This window comes from Streptomyces sp. NPDC029956, assembly GCF_055574655.1.
In genome coordinates this window covers 22,262-48,739 of the sequence record NZ_JBVHZJ010000006.1, presented here as the reverse complement: position 1 = coordinate 48,739, position 26,478 = coordinate 22,262, and the positions used below count along the sequence as shown (strand labels likewise).

Annotated in this window: 17 protein-coding genes; 8 read left to right on the top strand and 9 right to left on the bottom strand. The window is 72.7% G+C overall.

Going from position 1 to position 26,478, the window contains the following annotated elements; all coding sequences use genetic code 11:
• Window positions 1–4: 4 nt before the first annotated feature.
• From ACZ4XX_RS06385 to ftsE, 3 genes are all read right to left on the bottom strand, one after another.
• Window positions 5–1,192, bottom strand: a complete 1,188-nt coding sequence (locus ACZ4XX_RS06385) for a S41 family peptidase (RefSeq protein WP_468506811.1) — start codon at window positions 1,190–1,192, stop codon at window positions 5–7.
• Window positions 1,193–1,270: 78 nt separating this feature from the next.
• Window positions 1,271–2,188, bottom strand: coding sequence for a permease-like cell division protein FtsX (gene ftsX / locus ACZ4XX_RS06380; protein ID WP_468506810.1), 918 nt, complete (start codon window positions 2,186–2,188; stop codon window positions 1,271–1,273).
• A gap of 23 nt (window positions 2,189–2,211) precedes the next feature.
• The gene (gene ftsE, locus ACZ4XX_RS06375) at window positions 2,212–2,901 is read right to left on the bottom strand and encodes a cell division ATP-binding protein FtsE (RefSeq protein ID WP_030223113.1); all 690 of its coding nucleotides are present in this window, start codon (window positions 2,899–2,901) and stop codon (window positions 2,212–2,214) included.
• 235 nt (window positions 2,902–3,136) lie between these two features.
• Between ftsE and ACZ4XX_RS06370 the strand changes: the two genes are divergently transcribed.
• Window positions 3,137–3,322 carry a hypothetical protein gene (locus tag ACZ4XX_RS06370; protein WP_030324454.1) on the top strand — a complete coding sequence of 62 codons (186 nt, stop codon included), beginning with the start codon at window positions 3,137–3,139 and terminating at the stop codon, window positions 3,320–3,322.
• A 118-nt stretch (window positions 3,323–3,440) separates the two neighbouring features.
• On the opposite strand, the gene ACZ4XX_RS06365 is transcribed toward ACZ4XX_RS06370, so the two are convergent.
• From ACZ4XX_RS06365 to ACZ4XX_RS06350, 4 genes are all read right to left on the bottom strand, one after another.
• Window positions 3,441–4,190 (bottom strand): hypothetical protein, encoded by a 750-nt coding sequence (locus tag ACZ4XX_RS06365; RefSeq protein ID WP_468506809.1) that lies wholly within the window; start codon window positions 4,188–4,190, stop codon window positions 3,441–3,443.
• 393 nt (window positions 4,191–4,583) lie between these two features.
• A complete protein-coding gene (gene prfB, locus ACZ4XX_RS06360) occupies window positions 4,584–5,687 on the bottom strand; it encodes a peptide chain release factor 2 (RefSeq protein ID WP_468506808.1) in 1,104 nt (367 codons plus the stop codon).
• A gap of 29 nt (window positions 5,688–5,716) precedes the next feature.
• Window positions 5,717–6,955, bottom strand: a complete 1,239-nt coding sequence (locus tag ACZ4XX_RS06355; protein WP_468506807.1) for a serine/threonine-protein kinase — start codon at window positions 6,953–6,955, stop codon at window positions 5,717–5,719.
• Window positions 6,956–7,081: 126 nt separating this feature from the next.
• Window positions 7,082–8,854: a serine/threonine-protein kinase gene (locus ACZ4XX_RS06350; RefSeq protein WP_468506806.1), complete on the bottom strand. Its 1,773-nt coding sequence runs from the start codon at window positions 8,852–8,854 to the stop codon at window positions 7,082–7,084.
• Between the two features lie 535 nt (window positions 8,855–9,389).
• Here ACZ4XX_RS06350 and ACZ4XX_RS06345 point away from each other — a divergent pair.
• The 4 genes from ACZ4XX_RS06345 (at window position 9,390) to ACZ4XX_RS06330 (ending at window position 17,158) form a co-directional block, all read left to right on the top strand.
• Window positions 9,390–13,418, top strand: a complete 4,029-nt coding sequence (locus ACZ4XX_RS06345) for an FHA domain-containing protein (RefSeq protein ID WP_468506805.1) — start codon at window positions 9,390–9,392, stop codon at window positions 13,416–13,418.
• A 123-nt stretch (window positions 13,419–13,541) separates the two neighbouring features.
• Entirely contained in the window at window positions 13,542–14,906 is a 1,365-nt protein-coding gene (locus ACZ4XX_RS06340; protein ID WP_468506804.1) for an ABC transporter substrate-binding protein, read from the top strand.
• A 9-nt stretch (window positions 14,907–14,915) separates the two neighbouring features.
• A complete protein-coding gene (locus tag ACZ4XX_RS06335; protein WP_468506803.1) occupies window positions 14,916–16,241 on the top strand; it encodes a carbohydrate ABC transporter permease in 1,326 nt (441 codons plus the stop codon).
• Window positions 16,238–17,158: a carbohydrate ABC transporter permease gene (locus ACZ4XX_RS06330; RefSeq protein ID WP_468506802.1), complete on the top strand. Its 921-nt coding sequence runs from the start codon at window positions 16,238–16,240 to the stop codon at window positions 17,156–17,158. The genes ACZ4XX_RS06335 and ACZ4XX_RS06330 overlap by 4 nt, the downstream gene beginning before the upstream one ends.
• A 209-nt stretch (window positions 17,159–17,367) precedes the next feature.
• Here the strand turns inward: ACZ4XX_RS06330 and ACZ4XX_RS06325 are convergent, their stop codons facing one another.
• Window positions 17,368–17,976 carry a TetR/AcrR family transcriptional regulator gene (locus ACZ4XX_RS06325; RefSeq protein ID WP_468506801.1) on the bottom strand — a complete coding sequence of 203 codons (609 nt, stop codon included), beginning with the start codon at window positions 17,974–17,976 and terminating at the stop codon, window positions 17,368–17,370.
• A gap of 211 nt (window positions 17,977–18,187) precedes the next feature.
• On the opposite strand from ACZ4XX_RS06325, the gene ACZ4XX_RS06320 reads away from it, so the two are divergent.
• Genes ACZ4XX_RS06320 through ACZ4XX_RS06310 form a run of 3 tightly spaced genes read left to right on the top strand, consistent with a single transcriptional unit; the run spans window position 18,188 to window position 21,253 of the window.
• On the top strand, window positions 18,188–19,102 hold the full coding sequence (locus ACZ4XX_RS06320) for an ABC transporter permease (RefSeq protein ID WP_468506942.1): 915 nt from the start codon (window positions 18,188–18,190) through the stop codon (window positions 19,100–19,102).
• On the top strand, window positions 19,095–19,922 hold the full coding sequence (locus ACZ4XX_RS06315) for an ABC transporter ATP-binding protein (protein ID WP_468506800.1): 828 nt from the start codon (window positions 19,095–19,097) through the stop codon (window positions 19,920–19,922). Before ACZ4XX_RS06320 ends, ACZ4XX_RS06315 begins: the two co-directional genes overlap by 8 nt.
• A gap of 26 nt (window positions 19,923–19,948) precedes the next feature.
• Window positions 19,949–21,253 carry a glycosyltransferase 87 family protein gene (locus ACZ4XX_RS06310; RefSeq protein WP_468506799.1) on the top strand — a complete coding sequence of 435 codons (1,305 nt, stop codon included), beginning with the start codon at window positions 19,949–19,951 and terminating at the stop codon, window positions 21,251–21,253.
• Here the strand turns inward: ACZ4XX_RS06310 and ACZ4XX_RS06305 are convergent.
• Entirely contained in the window at window positions 21,153–26,297 is a 5,145-nt protein-coding gene (locus ACZ4XX_RS06305; RefSeq protein WP_468506798.1) for an NAD-glutamate dehydrogenase, read from the bottom strand. The genes ACZ4XX_RS06310 and ACZ4XX_RS06305 overlap by 101 nt on opposite strands.
• Window positions 26,298–26,478: the final 181 nt, after the last annotated feature.

The following is a 26,478-nucleotide window of genomic DNA, read 5'->3' as shown; positions in this document are numbered from 1 at the left end:
CGCACTACGAGCCCCCTCCGAGGCCACTCAATACCGTCTTCGCCCGTTCTTCCGCCCGTTCCCCGGCGGTCAGGTCGGGGGTGATGCCCCGGCCGTCGACGGCGTGACCGGCCGGGGTGCGGTAGTGGCCGACGGTCAGCTCGGCGACGGATCCGTCCGGCAGGGCGCTCGGCATCTGGACCGACCCCTTGCCGAAGGTGCGCGAGCCGACCGTGACGGCCCGGCCCCGGTCCTGGAGGGCGCCGGTGAGCAGCTCGGCCGCGCTCATCGTGCCGCCGTCGATCAGCGCCACCAGGGGCCTGCCGGTGTCGCCGCCGCCCTCCGCGTACACGGCGCGCTGCTCGCCCTCCACGTCGTACGTGGCGACCAGACCGCCGTCGAGGAAGGCGGAGGCGGCCACGGCGGCCTCGGATACCAGGCCGCCGGCGTTGCCCCGCAGGTCCAGGAGGACGCCGGCGCCGGCCGGGGCGGCCCGTACCGCGTCCCGCACGCGCGCGCCCGCGCCCTTGGTGAAGGCGGCGACCCGGATCATCAGGGTCCCGTCGTCGAGGCGGCGGACGGTGACCGGGTCGGTGGCGAGCCTGGCCCGGTGCAGGGTCCGGGTCCAGGCCGTGCGGCCGCGCTCGACCCGGAGGGCGACGGCGGAGCCGGGGACGCCGTCGCCGCGCAGGAGGGCGACGACCTCGGAGACCGAGAGTCCGTCGACCGGGCGGCCGTCGACGGAGACGAGCCGGTCGTCGGCCCGGAGCCCGGCCCGCGCGGCGGGGCCGCCGCTCTGCACCCGGGTCACCCGGACCCTGCCCCCGGCGGCCCGGCCGGCGGAGAGCCCCACGCCGGTGTAGGTGCCGTCGAGGGCCTGCTCGAACTCGGCGTACTCCCTCTTGTCGTACACCGCGCCCCAGCGGTCCCCGCTGCGGCTGACGAACTCCTCGGCCGCCTGCTTGCCCGACTTGCCGTCCGCCATGGCGTCGGCCGCGGCCCGGTTCAGGGCGGCGCTGTCGACCGTCGAGGAGTCCCCGGACCTCTCGGCCGCGCGCAGGGTCGCCCCCGTGCGGCCGTCGGCGGACTCCTGCCGGGGCAGCGAGCCGGTGGCGGCGGCGGTGGCCAGGACTCCGGTGAAGACCAACGTCAGAACGGCCCCACGGAGTACTCCGCGGGGCCGGATACAGAGATGGTCGGTGCCGGCCGGCATGGCGCCCACTCTAGGACAAGGCAATGGCGCCGCACGGGCTTTGCCCGTACGACGCCATCCGCCGTCAGTGGTGTCTTCTCACACCTTCAGGTACTTGCGCAGCGCGATGAAAGCCGCCACGGCGGGCATCAGCAGCCCGATGGCGATCACCAGCGGCAGCTTGGCGAAGACGGCGTCCCAGCCGATGAAGTTGACGAGCTGCATCTTCTCGGCGAGCGCGATGCCGTGGTCGATGAGGAAGTACCGGCCGACGAGCAGCAGCACACAGGCGACCGCGCCACCGAGGAGTCCGGCGAACGCCGCCTCCATGATGAACGGCATCTGGATGTAGAAGCTGGACGCGCCGACGAGCCGCATGATCCCGGTCTCGCGGCGGCGGCTGAAGGCCGAGACGCGGACCGTGTTGACGATCAGCATCAGCGCGATGACCAGCATCAGCCCCATGACGCCGAGGGCGGCGATGTTCATGCCGTTCATCAGGTCGAAGAGGTTCTGCAGGATGCCCCGCTGGTCCGCGACCGACTCGACGCCGTCACGGCCGGCGAAGGCGGTGGCGACCACCTTGTACTTCTCCGGGTCCTTGAGCTTGACCCGGAACGACTCCTGCATCTGGTCCGGCGTCACGACGGAGGCGATGGCGGTGTCGCCGTACTGCTCCTTGTAACGCTTGAACGCCTCGTCGGCCGTCTCGTGCATGACGGTGTCGACGATGTCCATCTCTTTCAGATCGGCCTCGATCTGTTCCTTCTGCTGTGCCGTGACCGCGCCCTTGGCGCACTTGGCGGCCGAGGCCGCGTCGGCCTTGTTGCAGAGGAAGATGGAGACGTTGACCTTGTCGTACCAGTAGTCCTTCATCGTGCTGACCTGCTCGCGCATGAGCAGCGCACCGCCGAACAGGGCGAGCGAGAGGGCCACGGAGACGATGACGGCGAACGTCATCGTGAGATTGCGCCGGAGACCGACGCCGATCTCGGAGAGCACGAACTGAGCGCGCATGGTGTGTTGAGTCCCCTACCTGCTCAGTGCTGGTATCCGTAGACGCCGCGAGCCTGGTCGCGGACGAGGCGGCCCTTCTCCAGCTCGATGACGCGCTTGCGCATCTGGTCGACGATGTTCTGGTCGTGGGTCGCCATGACGACGGTGGTCCCTGTCCTGTTGATGCGGTCGAGCAGCTTCATGATGCCGACCGAGGTCTGCGGGTCGAGGTTGCCGGTGGGCTCGTCGGCGATCAGCAGCATCGGGCGGTTGACGAAGGCCCGCGCGATGGCGACGCGCTGCTGCTCACCACCGGAGAGCTCGCCCGGCATCCGGTCCTCCTTGCCGCCGAGCCCGACCAGGTCGAGCACCTGCGGCACGGCCTTGCGGATCTCGCCGCGCGGCTTGCCGATGACCTCCTGGGCGAAGGCCACGTTCTCGGCGACGGTCTTGTTGGGAAGGAGGCGGAAGTCCTGGAAGACGGTGCCGAGCTGACGCCGCATGTGCGGCACCTTCCAGTTGGAGAGCCTGGCCAGGTCCTTGCCGAGGACGTGCACCTGGCCTTGGCTGGCGCGCTCCTCACGGAGGAGCAGCCGCAGGAAAGTCGACTTTCCGGAGCCGGACGAACCGACGAGGAAGACGAACTCCCCCTTCTCGATCTCCAGGGATACATCCCGGAGCGCGGGGCGGTTCTGCTTCGGATAGGACTTGGAGACGTTGTCGAATCGGATCACGAATGCACCACGGTCGGCCGGGAGTAGGTGTGCGTGACCTTACGCGACCGGGGAAGACCCGCGCAGTCGCGGTTCCGGCTTGCGACGTTTATCCTTTTCGCCCTCGCGGACGGAACGGTCGCGATCCGGCGGGGCGCGCCGAAACGCCGCCGAGCTGGCAGAGTGGTAGGGGGAACGTCCGGACACCGTCGGGCGTTGTCCTGGTGTGAAACCCAGTGCGGGAGGAGGAGAGCGCATGACCTACGACCGACTGGTGTGCGCCAACTGCGCGGCCCCGGTCGCCGAGGGCCGCTGCCCCGTCTGCCGCGCGAACCGGGAGCGACTGACCCCTCAAGGTGGTCTCTCGCCCGCGATGCTGCTGACGCTGGCGATCGCCCTGCTGGCTGCGATCGCCCTGCTCGCGGCGGTCCGTACGGTCTAGCGGGACCGCACGGCGTCCACACGAGCCGGAACCATGGGAAAGGGCCGGGGAGCATCTCCCCGGCCCTTCCTCATGCTCTGTACGTCATACGCCGTACGGATCCATGCTCAGGGCTGGATCAGACGGCTGCGCGGCCGCCGCCGACGAGGCGCGGCAGCATGCGGAAGCCGATGCCACCGGCGATCATGGTCGCGGCGCCGATGATCAGGAACGAGGTCTCGGCCGCACCGGTCTCGGCGAGCTCCTCCTTCGCCTGACCCTGCTGCACGGGCTGCGAGCCGGCGTTGTTGGTGTCGGTGTTGTTGTTGCCGCTGTCCACGCACTCGGCGCCGTCGAGGTCGACGGTGCAGGTGCCGGCGTCACCGTTGTCGGTGTTGCCGCCGTCATCCGGGGTGGTCGGCTCGTCCGTCGAGTCGGGGTCCGGCTCCGTGGACGGACCGGGGCCGGGGTTGGTGGTCTGCCCCGGGTCGGTCGGCTGCGGGTCCGTGGGCTGCGGGTCCGTGGGCTGCGGATCGGTCGGCTGCGGGTCCGTGGGCTGCGGGTCCGTGGGCTGCGGATCGGTCGGCTGCGGGTCCGTCGGCTGCGGGTCCGTCGGCTCCGGGTCCGTCGGCTCCGGGTCCGTGGGCTCCGGATCGGTCGGCTCCGGGTCCGTCGGCTCCGGGTCCGTGGGCTCCGGGTCCGTCGGCTCAGGGTCCGTCGGCTCCGGGTCCGGGCAACCGGCGGTTCCCGGGATGCACGTGGGCGTCGGGTCCGGCTCGCTGAAAACGTCCACGGCCTGCGCCGCGCCCGCCGCCGTCAGCGACGCACCGGCCGCGATCACCGCACCGGCGGCGATGCGCGCGATACGGATTCGCATCTGCTTGGTCATCTGGCTGCTACCCCCAGTAGCTCATCATCGTCATGGGGCAGCGCTCGGGGCACGCGACAGGGGCGGCTCACCACTGGGCCCGCCCCCGTTCGCACGCGCCCCAGAAATGCGCATGCCAGTACGCCACCCTTCCGAGTTTCCGATGAAGCGTCAAGGTCGTTGCGCGTGCGATGCCCGAAAGATCATGAGGTGTCCCGCATACGACGATGCAACTGTGACGTAATCCCAGAACTCCGGGCCCTGCGCCATCAGTTCCCTTGTCGACAAAGCTCCCCGACGGCCCCGTTTCCGCTTGCGTCAGCGAATCCGCTGACCGGACGGAGGCCACCGCACAGAACGACGACGGGCCCCGCACCGTGACGGTGCGGGGCCCGAACCTGCCGTGTTCCGGGGTTACTTCTCCTGCTGCTTGCGCCAGCGGATGCCCGCCTCGAGGAAGCCGTCGATCTCGCCGTCCAGGACGGACTGCGGGTTGCCCACCTCGAACTCCGTACGGAGGTCCTTGACCATCTGGTACGGGTGCAGGACGTACGAGCGCATCTGGTTGCCCCAGGAGCTGCCGCTGTCCTTCAGGGCGTCCATCTTGGCCCGCTCCTCCTGGCGCTGGCGCTCGAGGAGCTTGGCCTGGAGGACGTTCATGGCGCTCGCCTTGTTCTGGATCTGCGAGCGCTCGTTCTGGCAGGAGACGACGATGCCGGTCGGGAGGTGCGTGATGCGGACGGCCGAGTCGGTCGTGTTGACGCCCTGGCCGCCGGGGCCCGAGGCGCGGTAGACGTCGATGCGCAGCTCGGACTCGTCGATCTCGACGTGGTCGGAGGACTCGACGACCGGCAGGATCTCGACACCGGCGAAGGAGGTCTGGCGACGCCCCTGGTTGTCGAAGGGCGAGATGCGGACCAGGCGGTGGGTGCCCTGCTCGACGGAGAGCGTGCCGTAGGCGTACGGCGCCTTCACCACGAAGGTGGTCGACTTGATGCCGGCCTCCTCCGCGTACGAGGTCTCGTAGATCTCGGTCGAGTAGCCGTGGCGCTCCGCCCAGCGCAGGTACATGCGCTGGAGCCGCTCGGCGAAGTCGGAGGCGTCGACGCCGCCGGCCTCGGCACGGATGTTGACCAGGGCCTCGCGCTCGTCGTACTCGCCGGAGAGGAGGGTGCGGACCTCCATCTCGTCGAGGGCCTTGCGGACGGAGACGAGCTCCGTCTCGGCCTCGGCGAGGGTGTCCGGGTCGTCCATCTCCTCGGCGAGCTCGAACAGCACTCCGAGGTCGTCGATGCGCCCGCGCAGGGTCTCGGCCTTGCGGACCTCGGCCTGCAGGTGCGAAAGCTTGCTCGTGATCTTCTGCGCCGCCTCCGGGTCGTCCCACAGGGACGGGGCCGCGGCCTGCTCTTCGAGCACGGCGATGTCGGCCCTCAGCTTCTCGAGGTCCAGGACGGCCTCGATCGACCCCATGGTCGAGGAGAGGGACTTCAGCTCTTCGGATACATCGACGACTGCCACGCGTCCAGCGTAACGGCTCGCCGCCGCTGCTACGGCAGTGAGGACTGCTTGGAGTCCTGCGGCGGGGTGTCCGCGTCCCCGGAGACCGCCAGATAGCCGCCCGCGCCGAGGGCGCCCGCGACCACCACCGCGGCGATGGAGAGGGTGATCCGGCGCTTGCGGACCGTCTCGGCCTTGTGACGGGCCGAGCCGGGTCTGCGGGCCCCCGCGGAGCGCGGGGCGCGGGCCGTGCCCAGGGGGCCGCCGGAGAGCTCGTCGGGGGCCGGGACCCGCATGGAGGTGTGGGTGTCGCGGTTGGAGTCGGCCGAGGCGCCGGGGACGAGCGGGACTGCGGCCCGGCGCGGACCGGGCTCCCCCGCGCCCGTACCGGTCGGGTACGCGTCCTCCTCGTACGGCTCCGGCGCCGGCTCCGCGTCCGGCTCGTCCACGTCGAGCGGCGGGATGCCCTTGAGCAGCGGCAGGACGTCCTTGAGGCGAGCGGCGAGCTCGGAGGCGCGCAGCCGGGACGCCGGGGCCTTGGCCAGGCACTGGACGATCAGCTGCCACAGCTCCTCGGGGATGCCGGGCAGCGGGACGACGGTCTCGGTGACGTGGCGGCGCAGCACGGCGCCCGGGTGGCCGCCGCCGAACGGGGTGAAGCCGGCGAGCAGCTCGTACAGGACGGTCGCGAGGGCGTAGATGTCGACGGCGGCGCGCGGCGGGAGGCCCTCGACGATCTCGGGGGCGAGGTAGTCGGGGGTGCCGATGATCCGGGTGGCCTTGGTGCGGCCCGGTGTGTCGATCAGCTTGGCGACGCCGAAGTCGGTGAGCAGGGCGGGGTGCGAGCCGCCGGGTCCGAGCGGTCCCTCCATGTCGAGCAGGATGTTCTCCGGCTTGACGTCCCGGTGGACGATCCCGGCGGCGTGCGCGGCCGCGAGGGCGTCGGCGACGTCGGCGACGATCGCGACGGCGGCCTCGGGGGCGAGCCGGCGTTCCCGGTCGAGGCGGGTGCGCAGGTCGGTGCCGCGCACGAGGTCCATGACGAGGGCCAGGTCGTTGCCGTCGACGACGAGGTCGCGGACCTTGACCACGCGGGGGTGGTCGAGGCCGAGCAGGGCGGTCCGCTCCTGGACGAAGCGGCCGACGAGCTCCTGGTCGGAGGCCAGGTCCTCGCGCAGCAGTTTGACGGCGACGGGCCCCTCGGGTCCCTCGCCGAGCCACACCGTTCCTGCACTGCCCCGCCCCAGGATCTGGTGGGTGGTGTAGCGGCTGCCGATGTTCCGTGCCAAGACTGCTCCCTCAGCGGCTGCGGTTCGCGTGCAAAGTTACGCGTCCGCAGCCGCCGGACGTCACTTCCGAGAGGAAATCACCCCTCGGAAGTCGATAAATCGGCAGTATTACGTGGTCCTACGGGGTCACTGCCCGGTCGTACCGCCGGTAGCACCGGTGGAGTCGGTGGCCTCGCCGATCGTGGCGAACCAGTCGGTGACCTTCGAGATGCCGTCGCCGATGGCCTCCCAGTAGCCCTTGCCCTCGGCGATCCAGTCCTGCAGCGGGGTCAGCTCCCAGACGAGCCAGCCCGCGACCACGAACAGCACGATCATGACCAGGCAGCCCTTGAGGCAGCCGAGGCCGGGGATCCGCACCGGGTTGGCGCTGCGCTGACGCGGCGGACGAGGCTCGCGCGGGGCCGGAGCCTGGGGCGGCGGCTGAGGCGGGGTGTACTGCTGCTGGGGCGGCGCGTACTGCTGCGGGGCGGGCGGCGGCGCGTACTGCTGCGGCTGGTGCTGCTGCGGCGGGTACGGCTGCTGCGGCCGCTGCTGCGCCGGACGCTGCTGCTGGTACGGCTGAGGCGGCTGCTGCCCGTACTGACCCTGCTGGCCCTGCTGCCCGTACTGGCCCTGCTGCCCCTGCTGCCCCTGCTGCCCGTACTGGCCGGGCCGCTGGTCCTGCGGGGGCTGCTGCCGCTGCGGGCGGCGGCGCAGCGGGTCCTGGCTCGGGTCCAGGTACTGCACCTGCGTCTGCTCGTTGCGGTCGCGGGCCGCGCGGAGCTGGCTCTGCCAGGGGTGCGGCTCCTCGGACTGCGCGCCCTGCGGCGGCCCCGGCGGTACGGGGGGCATGACGGCCGTCGGATCGGCGGCGCCCGCCTGCCCGCTGGTCGGCATGACGCTGGTCGCGCCGGCGGGATCGTACTGCGGCGGCATCCCGGCGCCGCTGGGCAGCACCTGGGTGGGATCCGCGGCTCCCGTCCCGGGGGTCTCCGGGACGGGAGCGGGCGCGGGGTCCGGGGCGAGGAGCGCGCCGACGCCCTCGGCCGCCTCGATCTGGGCGGGCGTGGAGTGCACGCCGATGCCGGCGGCGACCGCGCGCAGACCGCGCGCGAGGTTCACCGCGCTCGGCCGCCGGTCCGGGTCCTTGCTGAGGCAGCGCTCTATGACGGTCCACAGGGGCCCGGGCACGGTCGAGGGCCTGCGGGGCTCCTCGCTGAGGTGCCGGTGGAGGACCTCGAGGGCGGTGCCGCCCGCGAACGGGGGCCGGCCGGTGACCAGCTCGTAGAGCAGGATGCCGGCGCCGTAGATGTCGACGGCGGAGGTCTGCGGGCGACCCTCGGCGGACTCCGGCGCCACGTACGCGGGCGTGCCGACGAATTCGTGGGTGCGGGTCAGGCCCGGGGAGTCCGCGAGGCGCGCGATGCCGAAGTCGGTGAGCATCGGGTGCATCTGGCCGCCCTGCTCGGCGAGCAGCACGTTGGCCGGCTTCAGGTCGCGGTGGACGACGCCGTCGGCGTGACTGGCGGCGAGCGCGTCGGCGATCTGGGCGGTCAGGAGGGCGGCGGCGACCGGGGTGAGCGGGCCGCTGTCCCGGATGTACCGGTGCAGGTCGGGGCCCTCGACGAGGTCCATGACGAGCGCGAGCACATCGCCCTCGACGACCAGGTCGCGGGTGCGCACGATGTTGGGGTGGGTGAGCCGGAGCAGCACGGACCGCTCGCGCAGGAAGCGCATCACGATGTCCGCGTCGTTGGCCAGCTCCTCCTTGAGGACCTTGATCGCGACGGTCTCGCCGGGCTGGCCGGGCACGGCCGCCTCGGCGCCTGCCGTCTCCCGCTGGCGGGCTCGCCAGACGGTGCCCGTGGCGCCGCGGCCGAGCGGCTCCTCGAGCAGGTACTTGCTGCCGATAGGCCGCACGTCACGAGCTCCCTGCTGATCGTGGTCCTGGGGTGATCCGGTGGTGTTCCCGGGGTCCCTGTTCTCTGTTGTGACCCGTCCGGGTGTCCGACCCACTTTAGTGCCGCCGAACGAGGTACAGGCCGGTCGTCCACAGGCCGATTCCGATTCCGGCGGCCTGCCGGGGGCGGGCCGGTGCCGTGCCGAGGCCGGTGTGGCGCGTGCTGTCGCCGGGCCGGGCCCGGGTGGGTCCGGGTGGGTCCGGTCTGTCCGAAAGAAGACGCTTCCGGAGGCCGGACGGTTGCCGGGCATGTTCCGAAGGCATGCTCAACCAGGCACTTTTGCGTCCACAGCCGACCATTCAAGATCACTTCCGGCCGACCCGGGGGCGGGTTGTCGGTGGCAGGTGCGAGGATGCCTCCAGCACGTCGCATCGGTGGGGTCGGGAGCCCCCGCGCCGTGCCGACCTGTACCGGGCGACGCGTCCGTGCCGGGTGGGGGGAGTCACAGGGCGGTTCCCCTGCCGGGCATCACGCAGAAGGGACCGCTGACGGCGATGCAGATCCGGCTGACCGTCCTCGCGCCGTACGCCGGCCACGGCGCCGGACGTACCTGCGACGTGCTCGTCACGGCCCCCGCCGGGACGGCCCTGGCCGCCGTGGCCTCGAATCTCGCCGCCGCCGTCACCGGCCCCGACACCTCCGCCTCGGGCACCACCGTGCTCTACGCGGGCGCGGAGCGCCTCGACGGCCGCCGCTGCGTCCTGGGCGAACCCCCGCTGGTCGACGGCGCGGTCCTCTCCCTCCAGGTGCCCGGCCCCGACGACCGCGTCGACGAGGCCGCCGCGGCCCGGCTGCACGTGGTGGCGGGCCCGGACGCCGGCGGAGTGCACCTGCTGCACGGCGGAGCGATCAGAATCGGCCGTTCCGTGGACGCCGACGTACCGCTCGACGACCCGGACGTCTCCCGCGCGCACTGCACGGTGACCGTCGGCGAGGACGGCCGGGTCACGGTCGCCGACCGGGGCTCGACGAACGGCACGACCCTCGACGGCACACCGGTCGGCGACCGCCCGGTCGCCTTCCGGCCGGGCGCGCTGCTGCGCCTCGGCGAGTCCGCCCTCCGACTGACCGGCCCCGGCGACGACCTCGGCGGTACGGAGACGAGGGCGACGGCCCCGGACGGCGAGGGCCACCTGCGCGTGGCACCGCCCGGAGCCGACGGACGCGCCCCGGCGACGGGCGACCGGCCCGCCCACGCGGGCGTGCCCCGCACGCCCGTCGGCGGCCCGGTGGACGACACCACCCACGGCGGGGCGCGCGGCGTCCCGCTCGCCGGTGCCCCCGAGCGCGCGTACGACGACCCGTACGGCCCGGGCGCCCGCGACCGCGGTACGGACTCCCCCGGCGCGGGCCACGCCCGCGCGGGCGACCACCCCGGCGGTCACGAGGGGCCCGACGGCGGCGGCGAGGCCCACAGCAGGACCCGTCCGCACCGCGGCGACACTCCCCCGGCCCAGGCGGGCTCCCCGCGCGCCGGTGGCGGTGGCAAGCGGGGCCTCGGCGCCTGGGCCCGGCGCCTGGCCGGCGGACGCGAGGAACTCCCGGCGCCCGCCGCCGACCCCCGTGGTGCACCGGACACCCACGCGGGCGCCCGGCTCGGCGCCGGAGGCCGGAGCGGCTCCCCCGCGCCCGTGCCGACGGCCGACACCTGGCCCGACCCGGCCACCGTGCTGCTCACCGCGCTCGGTCCCGGCCCCCGGCTCTGGGAGCGCGGCCCTGACCACCCCGAGTCCCTGGTGGTCCGGCTCGGCACCACGGACCGCGCCGACCTCTCCGGCGTCCCGGTCACCGTGGGGCTGCGGGAGGCCGGTTCGCTGGGCCTCGCCGGCCCCGCCGACCGGCTCGCCGGTCTCGCCCGCTCGGTGGTCGCCCAGCTCGCCGCCCTGCACTCCCCCTCCGACCTGGAGATCGTGCTGATCAGCGCCGACCGGAACCGCTCGGTCGAGGAGCGGCGCCGGTCCTGGGGCTGGCTCGGCTGGCTCCCGCACGTCCGGCCCGCCCACGGCCAGGACTGCCGGCTGCTCCTGGCGTACGACCGCGAGCAGGCCCAGGCCCGTACGGCGGAGCTGACCCGCCGCCTCGACGACGGCCCGCTCGGCCCGGGCTGGCCCAGCGCCGACCGCGCGTCCGTCGCCGATGCGTCGGCCCGCCACGAAGGGCCGACGACCGTCGTGATCGTCGACGGCGACCCCGGCTCGGCGGCGCTGCGCGAGACGGTGGCGCGGCTGGCCGGAGCCGGAGCGGCGGCCGGGATCCATCTCCTGTGCCTCGCCGAGGCGCCCTCGGCCTCCCCGGTCTCCCCGGTGGCCGCCACCTACGAGACGGCCTGCGCCGCGTCCCTCGCGTTCCGCGAGTGCGGGGCCGCCGCGCTCCTCAGCGGCGACGTGGCGACGGCGCTGCGGCTGCTCAGGACCTCCGGCGGGCGGGTCGCCGGTCACGGCACGGTCGGTGTGGTCGACGCGGTCTCCGTCGCCTGGGCCGAGCGGTTCGGCCGCGCGCTCGCCCCCTTGCGTACGGACACGACGGCGGCGCCCGGCGCGCGTGCCGCCGCGCTGCCCCCGTCGTCCCGCCTCCTCGACGAGCTCGGGCTCGCCCGTGCCACCCCCGCCTCCCTGATGGCCCGCTGGGCCTCCGCCGGTGACGGCACGGCCGTCCTGGGCACGGGGCCGCGCGGCCCGCTGGCCGTGGACCTCACCCGCGAGGGCCCGCACCTGCTGATCGAGGGACCCGCGGGAAGCGGACGGACGGAGCTGCTCCGCTCGATCGCCGCCTCGCTCGCGGCCGGCGGCCGCCCCGACCGGCTCGGCCTGCTCCTGGTGGACGGGGCGGGCGGCGACCGCGGCGAGGGACTCGCGGTCTGCACGGAGCTGCCGCACGTCACGGAACACCTGGTCGCCTCGGACCCGGTGCGGATGCGGGAGTTCGCGCAGGCTCTCGGCGCGGAGCTGAAGCGCAGGGCGGAACTGCTCGGCGACGGCCACTTCGCCGACCGCAGGGGGACGCGCGCCGCACCCGCGACCGCCGCGGACCGGCTGATCGGCCAGCGTGCCCCGAGCGCGGCGGAGTCCGTGCCCCAGGGTGCCCGCGCGACCGTCCGCCTCCCGGACTCCGGCGACCTCACGGACCGCCCCAGCGGCCGCACCCTGCGCACCGGCGACGGCACGATCGGCGCCCTCCCGAGCACGCGAAGCGGCCGCACGGACGGCCCGTACCCCGCGTCGGAGGACCTCGGCGGCCGCCCGAGCGGCCGGATCACGTACACGGGCGACCTCGACGGCCGGCCGAGCGGCCGGAGCGCGTACCCGGGCGACGTCGACGGCCGTCCGAGCACGCGGAGCGCGTACCCCGGAGACCTCGACAGCCGGACCGGCGGGCGGAGCGCGTACCCGGGTGCCGACGACCTCGGCGGCCGGACCGGCGGCCGGATCACGTACGCCGGGTCCGAGGACCCGGCCGGACGTCCCAGCAGCCGCACCCTGCGCACGGGCGACGACGACCTCACCGACCACCCGAGCAGCCGTACGGCCCGCGCCGGTGCGGAGGACCTGGGCGGCCACGGCAGCGGACGAGTGCCCCGTCCCCCGGCGGACGACCGCGGCGGGCCCGGCGGCAGGCGCGTGCCCCGCCCCGGCGACGGTTCGCTCGACGAGCGGTCCGGTGCCCGGACGCGGACCGGCGCCGACGCCTTCCTGACCGATACGCCCAGTGGGCGGCTGCCGCGCCGGGACAGCGACGAGCGCTCCGGCGGCCGCACCCTGCGCACCGGCGACGGTGATCTCACGGACCGCCCGAGCGGCCGCGTGCCCCGTACCGGAGCGGAGGACGTCGTCGGCCACGGCAGCGGGCGCGTCCCCCGGCCCGGCGACGGCGACCTCGGCGGATACCCGAGCGGCCGCGTGCCCCGCCCCTCCGGTGAGGAGACGGCCGGGCGGATCCCCCGGCCCGCCGGCGGCGAGCAGGGGCCCGGTCGAGCGCAGGGCGGACCCGCCCACCTCCCCCGGCTCATCGTGCTCGTCGACGACTTCGACGCCCTCGTCGCCCCCGCGCTCGGCGCCTCCGGGCGCCCCGCCGCCGGTTCCGTCGTACGGGCCCTGGAGGCCGTCGCGCGCAACGGCGAGCGGCTGGGCGTGCACCTCGTCGCGACCTCCGCGCGTCCCGACCGGACCGCCGACACGGAGCTCGCCCACGGGGCCCGGCTAAGGATCGTGCTCGACGCGCCCCCGGCGACCGCGGGACCGGACGTACCGGCCGCCGGGCGCGGGCGCCTCGGTCATCCGGACGGCCGGGTGACGCCCTTCCAGGCGGGCCGTGTCACCGGACGGATCCCCCGGACGGCGACGCTCCGCCCCACCGTCGTGCCGCTGGAGTGGGAGCGGATGGGCGATCCGCCGACCCGCCGCCCGGTCCGCGAGCTGGGCAACGGACCGACGGATCTGGCCCTCCTCGCGAGCGCCCTCGACCGTGCCGCCCGCTCGGTCGAGGCGACCCCCGTGCCCCCGCTGACCCCCGCGACCCACAGCTGACATGACGTCACGAGGGCGTCACGATCGCCCACTTGACACGGAAGGCGGTATTGCGGGGCCCCGTCACCGGGCGTAGACCTGTCGGCACGGTACAGCGAAGCGCACGAAGGAGACGGGGCAGCAATGCGTACAACTCTTCGTCCACGCAAGACCGCGGTGGCCGTCACGGCGTTCACCGCCATCACCGCACTGACCCTCGCGGCCTGCGGTGGCGGCGGATCCGACAGGGATCCGGGGGAGTCCGGGTCCAGCGGCGGCGCCCTTCCCCTCAAGGGCGAGAAGATCGAGGTCGCCGCCGTCTGGACGGGCCCCGAGCAGGAGAACTTCACCAAGGTCCTGAAGGAGTTCGAGAAGCGCACGGGCGCGACCGTCACCTTCGTGCCCGCCCAGGACCCGATCGTGAACTTCCTCGGCACGAAGATCGCGGGCGGTTCGCCGCCGGACGTCGCGATGCTCCCGCAGGTCGGCGCGATCCAGCAGGCCGCCGCCCAGAAGTGGCTGAAGCCGGTCGGCCCGGAGGCCGAGGCCCAGCTGGCCGCCAACTACTCCCGCGGCTGGCAGGAGCTCGGCGCGGTCGACGGCACCCAGTACGGGGTGTACTTCAAGGCCGCCAACAAGTCCCTGGTCTGGTACAACTCCGCGGTCTTCGAGAGCGCCGGCGCGACCGAGCCGAAGACCTGGAAGGAGTTCCTCACCACCGCGGAGACGATCTCGGCCTACGGCGTCACCCCGGTCTCGGTCGGCGGCGCGGACGGCTGGACCCTCACCGACTGGTTCGAGAACATCTACCTCTCCCAGGCGGGCCCGGCCAAGTACGACCAGCTGGCGAAGCACACCATCAAGTGGACCGACCCGTCCGTCACGGCGGCCCTGACGACGCTCGGCGAGCTCTTCGGCAAGCCGTCGCTGCTCGCGGGCGGCACGAGCGGCGCGCTGCAGACGGAGTACCCGGTGTCGGTCACCCAGACCTTCACGGGCGGCGACACACCCAAGGGGGCGATGGTCTTCGAGGGCGACTTCGCCGCCGTCAACATCGCGCAGACGAAGGCGAAGATCGGCACGGACGCGAAGGTCTTCCCGTTCCCCACCGTCGGTACGGGCACCACCCCCGTGGTGACGGCGGGCGACGCGGCCGTGGCCCTCAAGGACACCAAGGGCGCACAGGCGCTGCTCGCCTTCCTCGCCTCCCCGGACGCGGCGAAGATCTGGGCGGCCGAGGGCGGCTTCGTCTCCCCCAACAAGAACCTGGACCCGTCGGCGTACCCGAACGACGTCCAGCGCGAGATCGCCAAGGCGCTGATCGGCGCCGGTGACGACTTCCGCTTCGACATGTCGGACCAGATGCCGCAGTCCTTCGGCGGAACGCCGGGCAAGGGCGAGTGGAAGGCGCTGCAGGACTTCCTCAAGAACCCGAAGGACATCGCGGGGACCCAGGCGCGTCTGGAGAAGGACGCGGAGAAGGCGTACCGGGCCGCGGCGAAGAGCTGAGGCCCCGGCATGCCGAGGCACACCACATCCCGGAGAGAAGGACACAGGACCGGAGACAGGAACCGGACGGTGGCGGCGGGGTTCCTGCTCCCCGCCCTGGTCCTGCTCGGCGCGCTCGTCGTCTATCCCATCGGGTACTCCGTCCAGCGCTCGTTCTTCGACCGCTCCGGCTCCTCCTTCGTCGGCCTGGACAACTACCTCGCCCTGGTCACCGACGAGTCGCTGCGCACCGCCGCCCGCAACAACGTGATCTGGCTGATCGTCGCCCCGGTGGTCGCGACCGCCCTCGGCCTGATCTTCGCCGTGCTCACCGAACGGGTGCGCTGGGGAACGGCGTTCAAACTGGTCGTCTTCATGCCGATGGCGATCTCGATGCTCGCCGCCGGGATCATCTTCCGGCTGGTCTACGAGCAGGACCCGGACCGCGGGGTGGCCAACGCCGTCTGGGTCGGCGTCCACGACACCTTCGCCGAGTCGTCCGGCTTTCCGCGGGCCCGGCCGCTGCCCGCCCATCCGCTGGAGGCGGCCGGCGGGGGCGCGTTCGTCACGAAGGAGCCGGTGCGCGCCGGGGAGCCCGTACGGCTTCCGCTGATCGGGGTGGCGCCCGGTCAGATGCCGGAGGAGGCACGTCCGGCCCGTGCGCCGGACACGGCGCCGGACACGATCACCGGCACCGCCTGGCTGGACTTCACCCGGGGCGGCGGCGGGAGGCAGAACGCCGTCGACCCGGCCGAACTGGGCCTCGCGGGCCTGCGGATCGAGGCCGTGCGGGACGGCACGGTGGTCGCCCGGGCCACGGCGGCGGCCGACGGCACCTTCACGCTGCCCGCCGACCGCGCCGACGGAGCCGTACTACGGCTGCCCGCGAGCAACTTCCGGGAGCAGTACAACGGCGTGGAATGGCTCGGCCCCCGGCTCGTCACCCCGGCCGTGATCGGCGCGTACGTGTGGATGTGGGCCGGGTTCGCGATGGTGCTGATCGGCGCCGGTCTCGCGGCCGTCCCGCGCGAGCTGCTGGAGGCGGCGCGGGTGGACGGGGCGAACGAGTGGCAGGTGTTCCGCCGGATCACGGTGCCGCTGCTCGCTCCGGTCCTCGCCGTCGTCCTCGTCACCCTGATGATCAATGTGCTCAAGGTCTTCGACCTCGTCTTCGTCATCGCGCCCGGCTCCGCGCAGGACGACGCGAACGTGCTCGCGCTCCAGCTGTACCGCTCGTCGTTCGGTACGGACGCCGATCTCGGGGTCGGCTCGGCCATCGCCGTCCTGCTGCTGCTCCTGGTGGTCCCGGTGATGGTCCTCAACATCCGCCGCATGCGCCGGGAGGCCCGCCGATGAGTTCCTCCGCCACCCGCACGCGCGCGCGTACCGACGTCTCGGCCCCGCTCGCGGGTTCCCCCGCGCCCCGGACGTTCGCGGCGCGGGCCGCCGCCCGGGCCGCCGGGGGCGCGGTCCGGGTCTTCCTCGTCCTGGCCGGTCTGTTCTGGCTGCTGCCGACGATCGGGCTGCTGCTCTCCTCGCTCCGCTCCCCCTCCGACATCGCGGCGAGCGGCTGGTGGCAGGTGTTCACGGCCCCGGCCCAGCTGACCACCGAGAACTACAGCCGTCTCCTCGCCAACGACACGATCACGGACTCCCTGCTCTCCACGGTCCTGATCACCGTCCCGTCCACGCTCCTCGTCCTCCTCCTCGGTTCGTTCGCCGGGTACGCGTTCGCGTGGCTGGAGTTCCCGGGAAGGGACTGGTGGTTCCTCGGGGTGGTCGCCCTGCTCGTGGTCCCGGTGCAGGTGGCGCTCGTTCCGGTGTCGAAGCTCTTCGGAGCGGTCGGCCTCTTCGAGACGACGCTCGGGGTGGTCCTGTTCCACACGGCCTTCGGCCTGCCGTTCGCGATCTTCCTGCTGCGGAACTTCTTCGCGGAGATCCCCCGTGAGCTCCTGGAGGCGGCGCGGCTCGACGGGGCCGGCGAGATACGGCTCTTCACCCGGGTGGTGCTGCCGCTCGGCGGTCCCGCGATCGCCTCGCTGGGGATCTTCCAGTTCCTGTGGGTGTGGAACGACATGCTGATCGCGCTGATCTTCGCGGACTCGCAGTCGCCGCCGATCACGGTGGCGCTCCAGCAGCAGGTACGGCAGTTCGGCAACAACGTCGACGTGCTGGCGCCGGGGGCGTTCGTGTCGATGGTGGTGCCGCTGGTGGTCTTCTTCGCGTTCCAGCGCCAGTTCGCCACGGGGGTGATGGCGGGGGCGGTGAAGTAGCGGGGTGTACGCCGGCGAGCGCGATGGAGCGGCCCTCGTACGCCGGCGGGGGGCCGGGTGCGGGGTGACGTGGCCGGTCGTACGCCGGCGGGGGGGGGGGGGGGGGGGGGGGGGGGGGCCCCCCCCCCCCCCCCCCCCCCCCCCGCCGGTCTCAGGCCTTGAGCGCCGCCACCGCCGGTCTCAGGCCTTGAGCGCCGCCACCGCCGGTCTCAGGCCTTGAGCGCCGCCACCGCCGACCGCGCCAGATCGTCCACGTACCCCGGGGGCAGGGGCGTACGGACCACGACGAGGCGCCAGTAGAGCGGACCGACGACCAGGTCGAGGGCGCGGCCCGGGTCGGCGTCCTCGGGGAGTTCGCCGCGGGCGACGGCCTCGCGGACGATCTGGGTCACGACGCCGCGCTGGCCGTCGAGCAGTGCGGCGGTGACCGCCTCGGCGATCTCGGGCTGCCGGGCCGCCTCGACGAGCAGGTCCGGGATGACCTGCGAGGCGACGGGGTGGCGCAGCGCGTGCGAGGCCACCTGGAGGAGCGCGCGCACGTCCCCGTGCAGGGAGCCGGTGGCGGGAGCGGGCAGGCCCTGGGTGGCGAAGGCCCCGACGAGGTCGAGGACGAGGGCGAGCTTGGACTTCCAGCGCCGGTAGACGGCGGTCTTGCCGACTCCCGCGCGGCGCGCGATGCCCTCGATGGACATCCGGGCGAAGCCGACGGCCGCGAGCTCCTCGAAGACGGCGGCGCGGATGGCCTCGGTCACGTCCTCGCGGAGGACGGCCGCTCCGGCGGGAGCGCGGCGGGGGGTCGGATCGGTCATGAACGGCATCCTAACCAACGGCGACGCCCCGAGGGCGTCACGACGATACGGTTGCGTTCCGACGTGGAATCACCCTAATCTCCCCGTAGCGACGATACGGACCCGTTCCATCGCCGAGGATGCCCGCACCCTTCGTCGAAAGCGCCCACCCGTGACCACACAGACGCTTCCCCCGCCCCCGCAGCAGCAGCCGCAACAGCCCCCTCCCCACGAGGCCCCCCTGCGCGAGCCCCCTCTGCGCGAGCCCCCTCCGCACAAGGCCTCCACCGAGGACCTGGGCGAACTCGCCCGGCGCCACGGCCTCACCGTCAGCGGCGCCCGCCCCTCGCTGCCCGCCTACGCCCGGCAGATCTGGTCCCGCCGCGACTTCATCGCCGCCTTCGCGACCGCGCGGCTGACCGCCCAGTACAGCCAGGCCCGGCTCGGCCAGGTCTGGCAGGTGATGACCCCGCTGCTCAACGCCGCCGTCTACTACCTGATCTTCGGGGTCCTCATGGACGCCAAGGAGGGTGTCGCCGACTACGTGCCCTTCCTGATCACCGGGATCTTCGTGTGGACGTTCACCTCGAACACGATCCTGGCCGGCACCCGGGCGATCAGCGGCAACCTGGGACTCGTCCGCGCCCTGCACTTCCCCCGCGCCAGCCTGCCGATCTCGCTGTCGCTCCAGCAGCTCCAGCAACTTCTGCTCTCGCTCGCCGCACTGGTCATGATCCTGTCCGGGCTCGGCGAGTTCCCCACCTGGAGCTGGCTCCTCGCCGTCCCCGCACTGTTCTGCCAGGCGCTGTTCAACACGGGCGTGGCGCTGGTCCTCGCCCGGCTCGCGGCCCGCACCCCGGACATCTCCCAGCTGATGCCGTTCGTGCTCCGCACCTGGATGTACGCCTCGGGCGCGATGTGGTCGATCCAGAACCTGGCGGGTAGCGGACGCTTCCCCGACGGCGTGGTGCTCGCCCTCCAGTGCAACCCGGCGGCGGTCTACATCGACCTGATGCGCTTCGCGCTCATCGGGAGCTACACCTCGGCGCAGCTGCCGCCGCACGTCTGGGCGCTGGCCGCCGGCTGGGCCCTGCTGGCCTTCGGGGGCGGCTTCATCTGGTTCTGGAAGGCGGAGGAGACGTACGGCCGTGGCTGACCCGAAGAGCACCCCCACCCCCACCCCCACCCCCACCGTCGTGGTCGACGGAGTCCACGTCGCCTACACGGTCGACGGCGGGACCGCCGGCGGCCGGGGCGCCGCGACGGCCGCGCTGAGCCGCATGCTCCGGCGCGGTGAGAAACGGCCGACCGGCCGCCGGGTCCACGCCGTGAAGGGCGTCAGCTTCGTCGCGTACCGGGGCGAGGCAATTGGCCTGATCGGTTCGAACGGATCTGGGAAATCCACCCTTCTGAAGGCCATCGCGGGCCTCCAGCCCGTCGAGCGGGGCCAGGTGTACACCGACGGGCAGCCCTCGCTCCTCGGCGTCAACGCGGCCCTCATGAACGACCTCACCGGCGCGCGGAACGTGTTCCTGGGCGGCCTCGCGATGGGCATGAGCCGCACGGAGATCCGCGAGCGCCACGACGAGATCGTGGACTTCTCGGGCATCAACGAGAAGGACGACGCGATCTCCCGCCCCATGGGGACGTACTCCTCCGGCGAGGGGGCGCGGCTGCGCTTCTCCATCGCCGCCGCGAAGAGCCACGACGTCCTGCTCATCGACGAGGCCCTGTCCACCGGGGACGCGCGTTTCCGCCGCCGGAGCCAGCGGCGGATCGACGAACTGCGGGCGGAGGCGGGCACGGTGTTCCTGGTCAGCCACTCGAACTCGACGATCACGGAGACCTGCGAGCGGGCCCTGTGGCTGGAGGCGGGCACGCTGCGGATGGACGGCCCGGCGAAGGAGGTGGTGGCGGCGTACGAGGAGTTCACCGCGACAGGTACCGGAACAGGGCCCGGAAAACCGGGCAAATAACACATTGCGGGCTACAGTGCGGAAAGATGACGACCGATCACCCGCAGCACCCGCACCGGACCGGGACGGAGCCGCCCTCCCTCACCGGGTCCCCCTTCGCGTCGGACACCTTCACCTCCGCCACCTTCGTCACGGTCGGCCGCGGCCCCTACCTCGCCGTCGCCTCCGTCTGGCTGATCACCCGCGTCGGCATGGTGCTGCTGCTCCTCCGCGACACCCTCGGCATCGGCGGCGTCGGCCGCGAGGTGGACCTCTACCGCTACTGGTACGAGCAGTTCACTCAGGGCACCTTCCCGCGCGGCGACGCCACCTGGCAGTACCCGCCCGGCGCGGGACTCGTGATCATGTCGCCGGGCATCCTCCCCTGGCTGACGTACGTCCAGGCCTTCGTCGCGCTCACCCTCCTGGCCGACGCGGCCGTCACCGCCGCGCTCGCCCGCGCCGACAGCGCCCGGCTCACCCACGGCACCTGGATCTGGGTCTGCGGACTGCCGCTGCTCCTGCACCTGCCGCTCGCGCGGTACGACGTCCAGACCACCGCCCTCGCCGTCCTCGCGCTGCTCGCGCTCACCGCCCGCTCGACCGCCGCCCACCGGCTCGGCGGGGCCCTCGCGGGCATCGGCGCGATGGTCAAGGTCTGGCCGGCGCTCGCCCTGATCGGCACCCCCCGGGGCCGTACCACCCGTGAGGCCTGGGTCGCCGCGGGCGTCGCGGCCCTCGCCCTCCTCGCCACCCTCGCGCTGTTCTTCTCCGACTCCCTCGGCTTCCTGCGGCAGCAGGGCAGCCGGGGCATCCAGATCGAGTCGCTCGGCGGCACGGCCCTCGCGCTGGCCGGAGCCGGCGGCATCTGGCCGGGCAGGGTCGAGTTCCGCTACGGGGCCTTCGAGTACGTCGGCCCGTACGTCTCCAGCATCGGCCACCTCGCCCTGCTGCTCACCGTCATCGCCTTCGGCTGGCTGCTCCTGTGGCGCGTACGGGCCCACCGCTGGACCGCCGCCACCCCGCTCGACGCGGCCCTCACCGCCGTCCTGCTGTTCACCGTCACCAGCCGGGTGATCAGCCCCCAGTACATGATCTGGCTGCTCGGCCTCGCCGCCGTCTGCCTGACCTCACGCAGCACCGTGATGCGCCCGGTGGCGCTGCTGCTGCTCCCGGCGGCCGCCCTCAGCTCACTGGCGTACCCCGTCCTGTACGACCACGTCGTCGCCGGCACCGCCCAGGGGCTGACCGTCATGGTCCTCCGCAACGGCCTGCTGGTCGCCGCGACCCTGCTCGCCGCCCACCGCCTGTGGACGTCGACGGTGACGGGACCTCCCGAGGAGACGGCGTAGAGCGCACAGGGAGAGTGCACAGGGGAAGGGCCCCGCCGGGAGGCCGGAGGGGCCCCCTCCTCTCCCGTGGCCAGCTTTGCCTGAGCAACAGCGTGCTGCTCGTTCCTACCGCCACCAAAAGGGTTGCCAGGTCGAAGGTGTCCGAGCCCTGGATCTCCTCCAGGGTCGTCCGCGCGCGGCCCAGGATCGCCGCGTTCTTGTCCTCCCAGTCCTTGAACCGCTGCTCCGGGCTCGACGTGCCGTCCCCGGCCGCCAGGACGTCCGCGGTCAGCGCCGAGTGCGCCGCGAACAGGTCCTCACGGATCGACGCACGGGCCATCGACTGCCACCGGTCGTCGCGCGGCAGCTCGATGATCCGGTCCATCAGGTCGGTGATCCGCAGCCGGTCGGCCAGGTCGTAGTAGACCTCGGCCACCGCCAGCGGGTCCTTGGCCGTCCGGTCCGCGATCGCCACGATGTCGAGGGTCGGGAAGGCGGAGGAGAAGCCGGCCACCCGCAGCGCGAGCTCCTCCGGCACGCCGACCTCGGTCAGCTCCTCCACGATGGACTGGTACCACTCCAGGTCCGCACCGCGCAGCAGGTTCGGCAGCTGCGCCCAGACCTGCTCCACGCGCTCGGCGAAGAACTCGATGGTCTCGGTGAGCTGCAGCGGCTGCGGTCGGTTGTTGAGCAGCCAGCGCGTGCCGCGCTCGACGAGCCGACGGGAGTGCAGCCGCATCCGGGTCTGGACGTCGGCCGGCACCTGGTTGTCGAGGGCCTCGACGGCGTCCCAGACCTGGCCGAGGCGGAAGACGACCCGGGCCGCGGTCTGCGCCCGGACGATCTCCTCGATCGACGCGCCCGTCTCCTCGCGGAGTCGGTGCAGGAAGGTCGAGCCACCGGCGTTGACGGTGTCGTTGACCAGGACGGTGGTGATGATCTCGCGGCGCAGGGCGTGGTTGTCGACGGCCTCGGTGAACTTCTCGCGCAGCAGCGTCGGGAAGTACGCGTGGAGCAGCCCGCGCAGGTACGGGTCGTCCGGCAGCTCCGTACCGATGAGCTCGTCGGCCACCGTGATCTTGGTGTACGCGAGGAGGACGGCGAGCTCCGGCTGGCTCAGGCCGCGGCCGTTGTTGAGCAGGTCGCGGATCTGCCGGTCGTTGGGCAGGAACTCCAGGGACCGGTCGAGGGCCCCGTCACGGCCCAGACGGCGCATGAAGCGCTGGTGGGCGTGGAGCAGGGACGGCGACTGGGCGACGGCGTTGGCGAGGGCCGTGTTCTGCGCGTAGTTGTTGCGCAGGACGAGCTTGCCGACCTCGTCGGTCATCTCCGCGAGGATCTTGTTGCGCTGCTTGACGGTCATGTCGCCCTCGGCGACGAGCCCGTTGAGCAGGATCTTGATGTTGACCTCGTGGTCGGAGGTGTCGACGCCGGCGCTGTTGTCGATGGCGTCGGTGTTGACCTTGCCGCCCTGGCCCTCGGGACCGCCGGTGCGAGCGAACTCGATACGGCCCAGCTGGGTCGCGCCGAGGTTGCCGCCCTCGCCGACGACCTGGGCGCGGACGTCCTGGCCGTCGACGCGGATGGCGTCGTTGGCCTTGTCGCCGACGTCGGCGTTCGACTCGGCCGAGGACTTGACGTACGTACCGATGCCGCCGTTCCACAGCAGGTCGACGGGCGCGTGGAGCACGGCCTTCATCAGCTCGGCCGGGGTCATCTTGGTGATGCCGTCCTCGATGCCGAGGGCGGCCCTGACCTGCGCGTTGACCGGGATCGACTTGGCGCTGCGGGGGTGGATGCCACCGCCCGCGGAGAGCAGCGAGGTGTCGTAGTCGGCCCAGGACGAGCGGGGCAGCTCGAAGAGCCGGCGGCGCTCGGCGTACGAGACGGCCGCGTCCGGGTTCGGGTCGATGAAGATGTGCCGGTGGTCGAACGCGGCGACGAGCCTGATGTGCTCGCTCAGCAGCATGCCGTTGCCGAAGACGTCGCCCGACATGTCGCCGACGCCGACGACCGTGAAGTCCTCGGTCTGCGTGTCGTGGCCCAGCTCGCGGAAGTGCCGCTTGACGGACTCCCAGGCGCCGCGGGCGGTGATGCCCATGCCCTTGTGGTCGTATCCGGCGGAGCCGCCGGAGGCGAACGCGTCGCCGAGCCAGAAACCGTACGACTCGGCGACCCCGTTGGCGATGTCGGAGAAGGTCGCGGTGCCCTTGTCGGCGGCGACCACCAGGTAGGTGTCGTCCTCGTCGTGGCGGACCACGTCGAGCGGCGGCACGACCTCGCCCGCGACCAGGTTGTCGGTGATGTCGAGCAGCGCCGAGATGAAGGTCTTGTACGAGGCGACGCCCTCGGCCAGCCAGGCGTCACGGTCCACGGACGGGTCCGGGAGCTGCTTGGCGACGAAGCCGCCCTTGGCGCCGACGGGCACGATGACGGTGTTCTTCACCATCTGCGCCTTGACCAGGCCGAGGATCTCCGTACGGAAGTCCTCACGGCGGTCGGACCAGCGCAGACCGCCTCGGGCGACCTTGCCGAAGCGCAGGTGGACGCCCTCGACGCGCGGGGAGTAGACCCAGATCTCGAAGGCCGGGCGGGGCGCCGGAAGGTCCGGGATGGCCTGCGGGTCGAACTTCATCGACACGTACGAGTGCGGCGTGCCGTCCGCCGCCAGCTGGAAGAAGTTCGTCCGCAGCGTGGCCTTGATGACGGTCAGGAAGGACCGCAGGATCCGGTCCTCGTCCAGGCTCGCGACCTGGTCGAGGGCGGCGTCCAGCTCCTCCAGGAGCGCGTCGATCAGCTCGGTGCCGGCGCGCTGGCGCTCCGGGGCCATCCGGGCCTCGAAGAGGTTGACGAGCAGCCGGGTGGTGTGGACGTTGTTGCGGAGGGTGTCCTCCATGTAGTCCTGGCTGAACGTCGCACCGGCCTGGCGCAGGTACTTGGCGTAGGCGCGCAGCACCATCGCCTCGCGCCAGTTGAGGCCGGCGGAGAGGACGAGCGAGTTGAAGTTGTCGTTCTCGGCCGCGCCGGTCCAGGTGGCGGCGAAGGCCTCCTGGAAGCGCTCGCGGGCGTCGTCGCCGAGGTAGTCGCCGCCGTTGCCGGTCGCGACGGGCATCCGCAGGCCGAAGTCGTAGACCCAGGCGTGCGTACGGTCGGCGCAGCGCAGCTCGTACGGCCGCTCGTCGGTCACCTCGACGCCGAGCCGGTTCAGCACCGGGAGCACGGCCGAGAGCGAGATCGGGTCGCCCGTCTTGTAGATCTTGAAGCGGCGCTCGCCGGGGCCCGCGCCGACCGGCTCGTAGAGCGAGAGCGCGAAGTCCTTGCCGCCGCCGGTCCGGGCGAGGGCCTCCAGGTGGCCCAGGTCGGCGACGGCCGCGCGCGGCGAGTGGTCGGCCTTGTAGCCCTCGGGGAAGGCGTTGCCGTAACGGCGGAGCAGCTCCGCGGCACGCTCCTCGCCGCACTCGGCGTTGAGCGCCTCGGCGAAGCCGTCGGACCAGGAGCGGGCGGCCTCGACGAGCCGGGCCTCGATCCGGTCGACGTCGGCGTCGGTGAGCTTCGCCAGCTCGGTGCCGGGCTGGACGCGGACGACGAAGTGCAGCCGGGACAGGATCGACTCGGTGTTCCAGGCGGTGAAGTCGACGCTGGTGCCGTCGAGCTCCTCCTTCAGGATGTCGATGATCCGCAGCCGGACGCGGGTCGTGTAGCGGTCGCGCGGCAGGTAGACGAGGGCCGAGTAGTAGCGGCCGTACTCGTCCTGGCGCAGGTACAGGCGCAGCCGGCGCCGCTCCTGCAGGTACAGGACGCTGGTGACGACGGACTGGAGCTGGTCGGCCGGGGTCTGGAAGAGCTCGTCGCGCGGGTACGTCTCCAGGATCTGGAGCAGGTCGCGGCCGTCGTGGCTGTTCGGCGAGAAGCCGGCGCCCGCCAGGACCTCCTGGACCTTGCGCTTGACGACGGGGACGCGGCGCACGGACTCGGTGTAGGCGGCCGAGGAGAACAGGCCGAGGAAGCGGCGCTCGCCGATGACGTTGCCGTCGGTGTCGAACTTCTTCACACCGACGTAGTCGAGGTACGAGGGGCGGTGCACGGTCGAGCGGCTGTTGGCCTTCGTCAGGATCAGCAGCTTGTGCTCGCGCGCCTTCGCGCGGACGTCCTCGGGCAGCCGGCTGAACGAGGGCGAGACGGGGTGGGCGTGGTGGCCCTGGTCGTCGCCCGCGTGCTGCGGGTCGGAGCGCAGGATGCCGAGGCCGGTGCCGGGCACGGCGGACAGGGCGTCGCCGTTGACCAGCTGGTACTCGCGGTAGCCGAGGAAGGTGAAGTGGTCGTCGGCGAGCCAGCGCAGCAGCTCACGGGCCTCCTCCACCTCGGTGGGCCGCAGGTCGGAGGCGGTGGGCTCCTCGGGGAGGCCTTCGGCGATCCGCAGGGCGGCGTCGCGCATCTTCTCCCAGTCCTCGACCGTCTCACGGACGTCGGACAGGACGCGCAGCAGATCGGCGGTGATCTGCTTGAGGTCGGCGCGGTCGGTCTCCCGGTCGATCTCGACGTGGATCCACGACTCGGTGAGCGCGTCGTGCGGCAGCTCGCCCTGGATCTGCGCCGACAGGACCTCGATGAGCTTGCCCGTGAGGTCGCGGCGGACGAGGACCTGCGGGTGGATCACGACATGGATGCCGCGGCCCTGGCGCGAGAGCTCGTTGGTGACCGAGTCGACCAGGAACGGCATGTCGTCGGTGACGACCTCGACGACGGAGTGGCTGCTCGTCCAGCCGTTCTCCTCGACCGTCGGAGTGTGGACGCGCACGTTCGCGGTGCCCTGCGGACGGTTCTCCGCCAGGCGGTAGTGAGAGAGCGCCGCACCGAACACGTCGACCGGGTCCCGGTCGCCGAGGTCCTCCGGCGCGGTGTGCAGGTAGTAGCGCTGGAGGTACTCGAGCACGGTGTCCCGGTCCGGCTGCTTGCCGGCACCCTCCGGGCCCGTCGGAAGTCGCCCCCCGACCGGGCTGTGCTCAGCTACCCGAGCGGCCCTTTCGAGCAGCTCGGCCTTGGCTTCGTCCAGCTTGGTCTGCATGTCCTCTGACTCCTGTCGCGCGCCGTTGCGTGACGTCGGTGGAAGAAAGGACAGAACGACGCCTCGACGCGGTGATTCCGGTCGAAGACGACGTTATGCCCGAATGAGAGATGCCCGGGTCGTTATCGGCCACGGAGAGCGGCGCGCCCGGGCGGAGAGGATCGGCGAACGCACTGTCGGC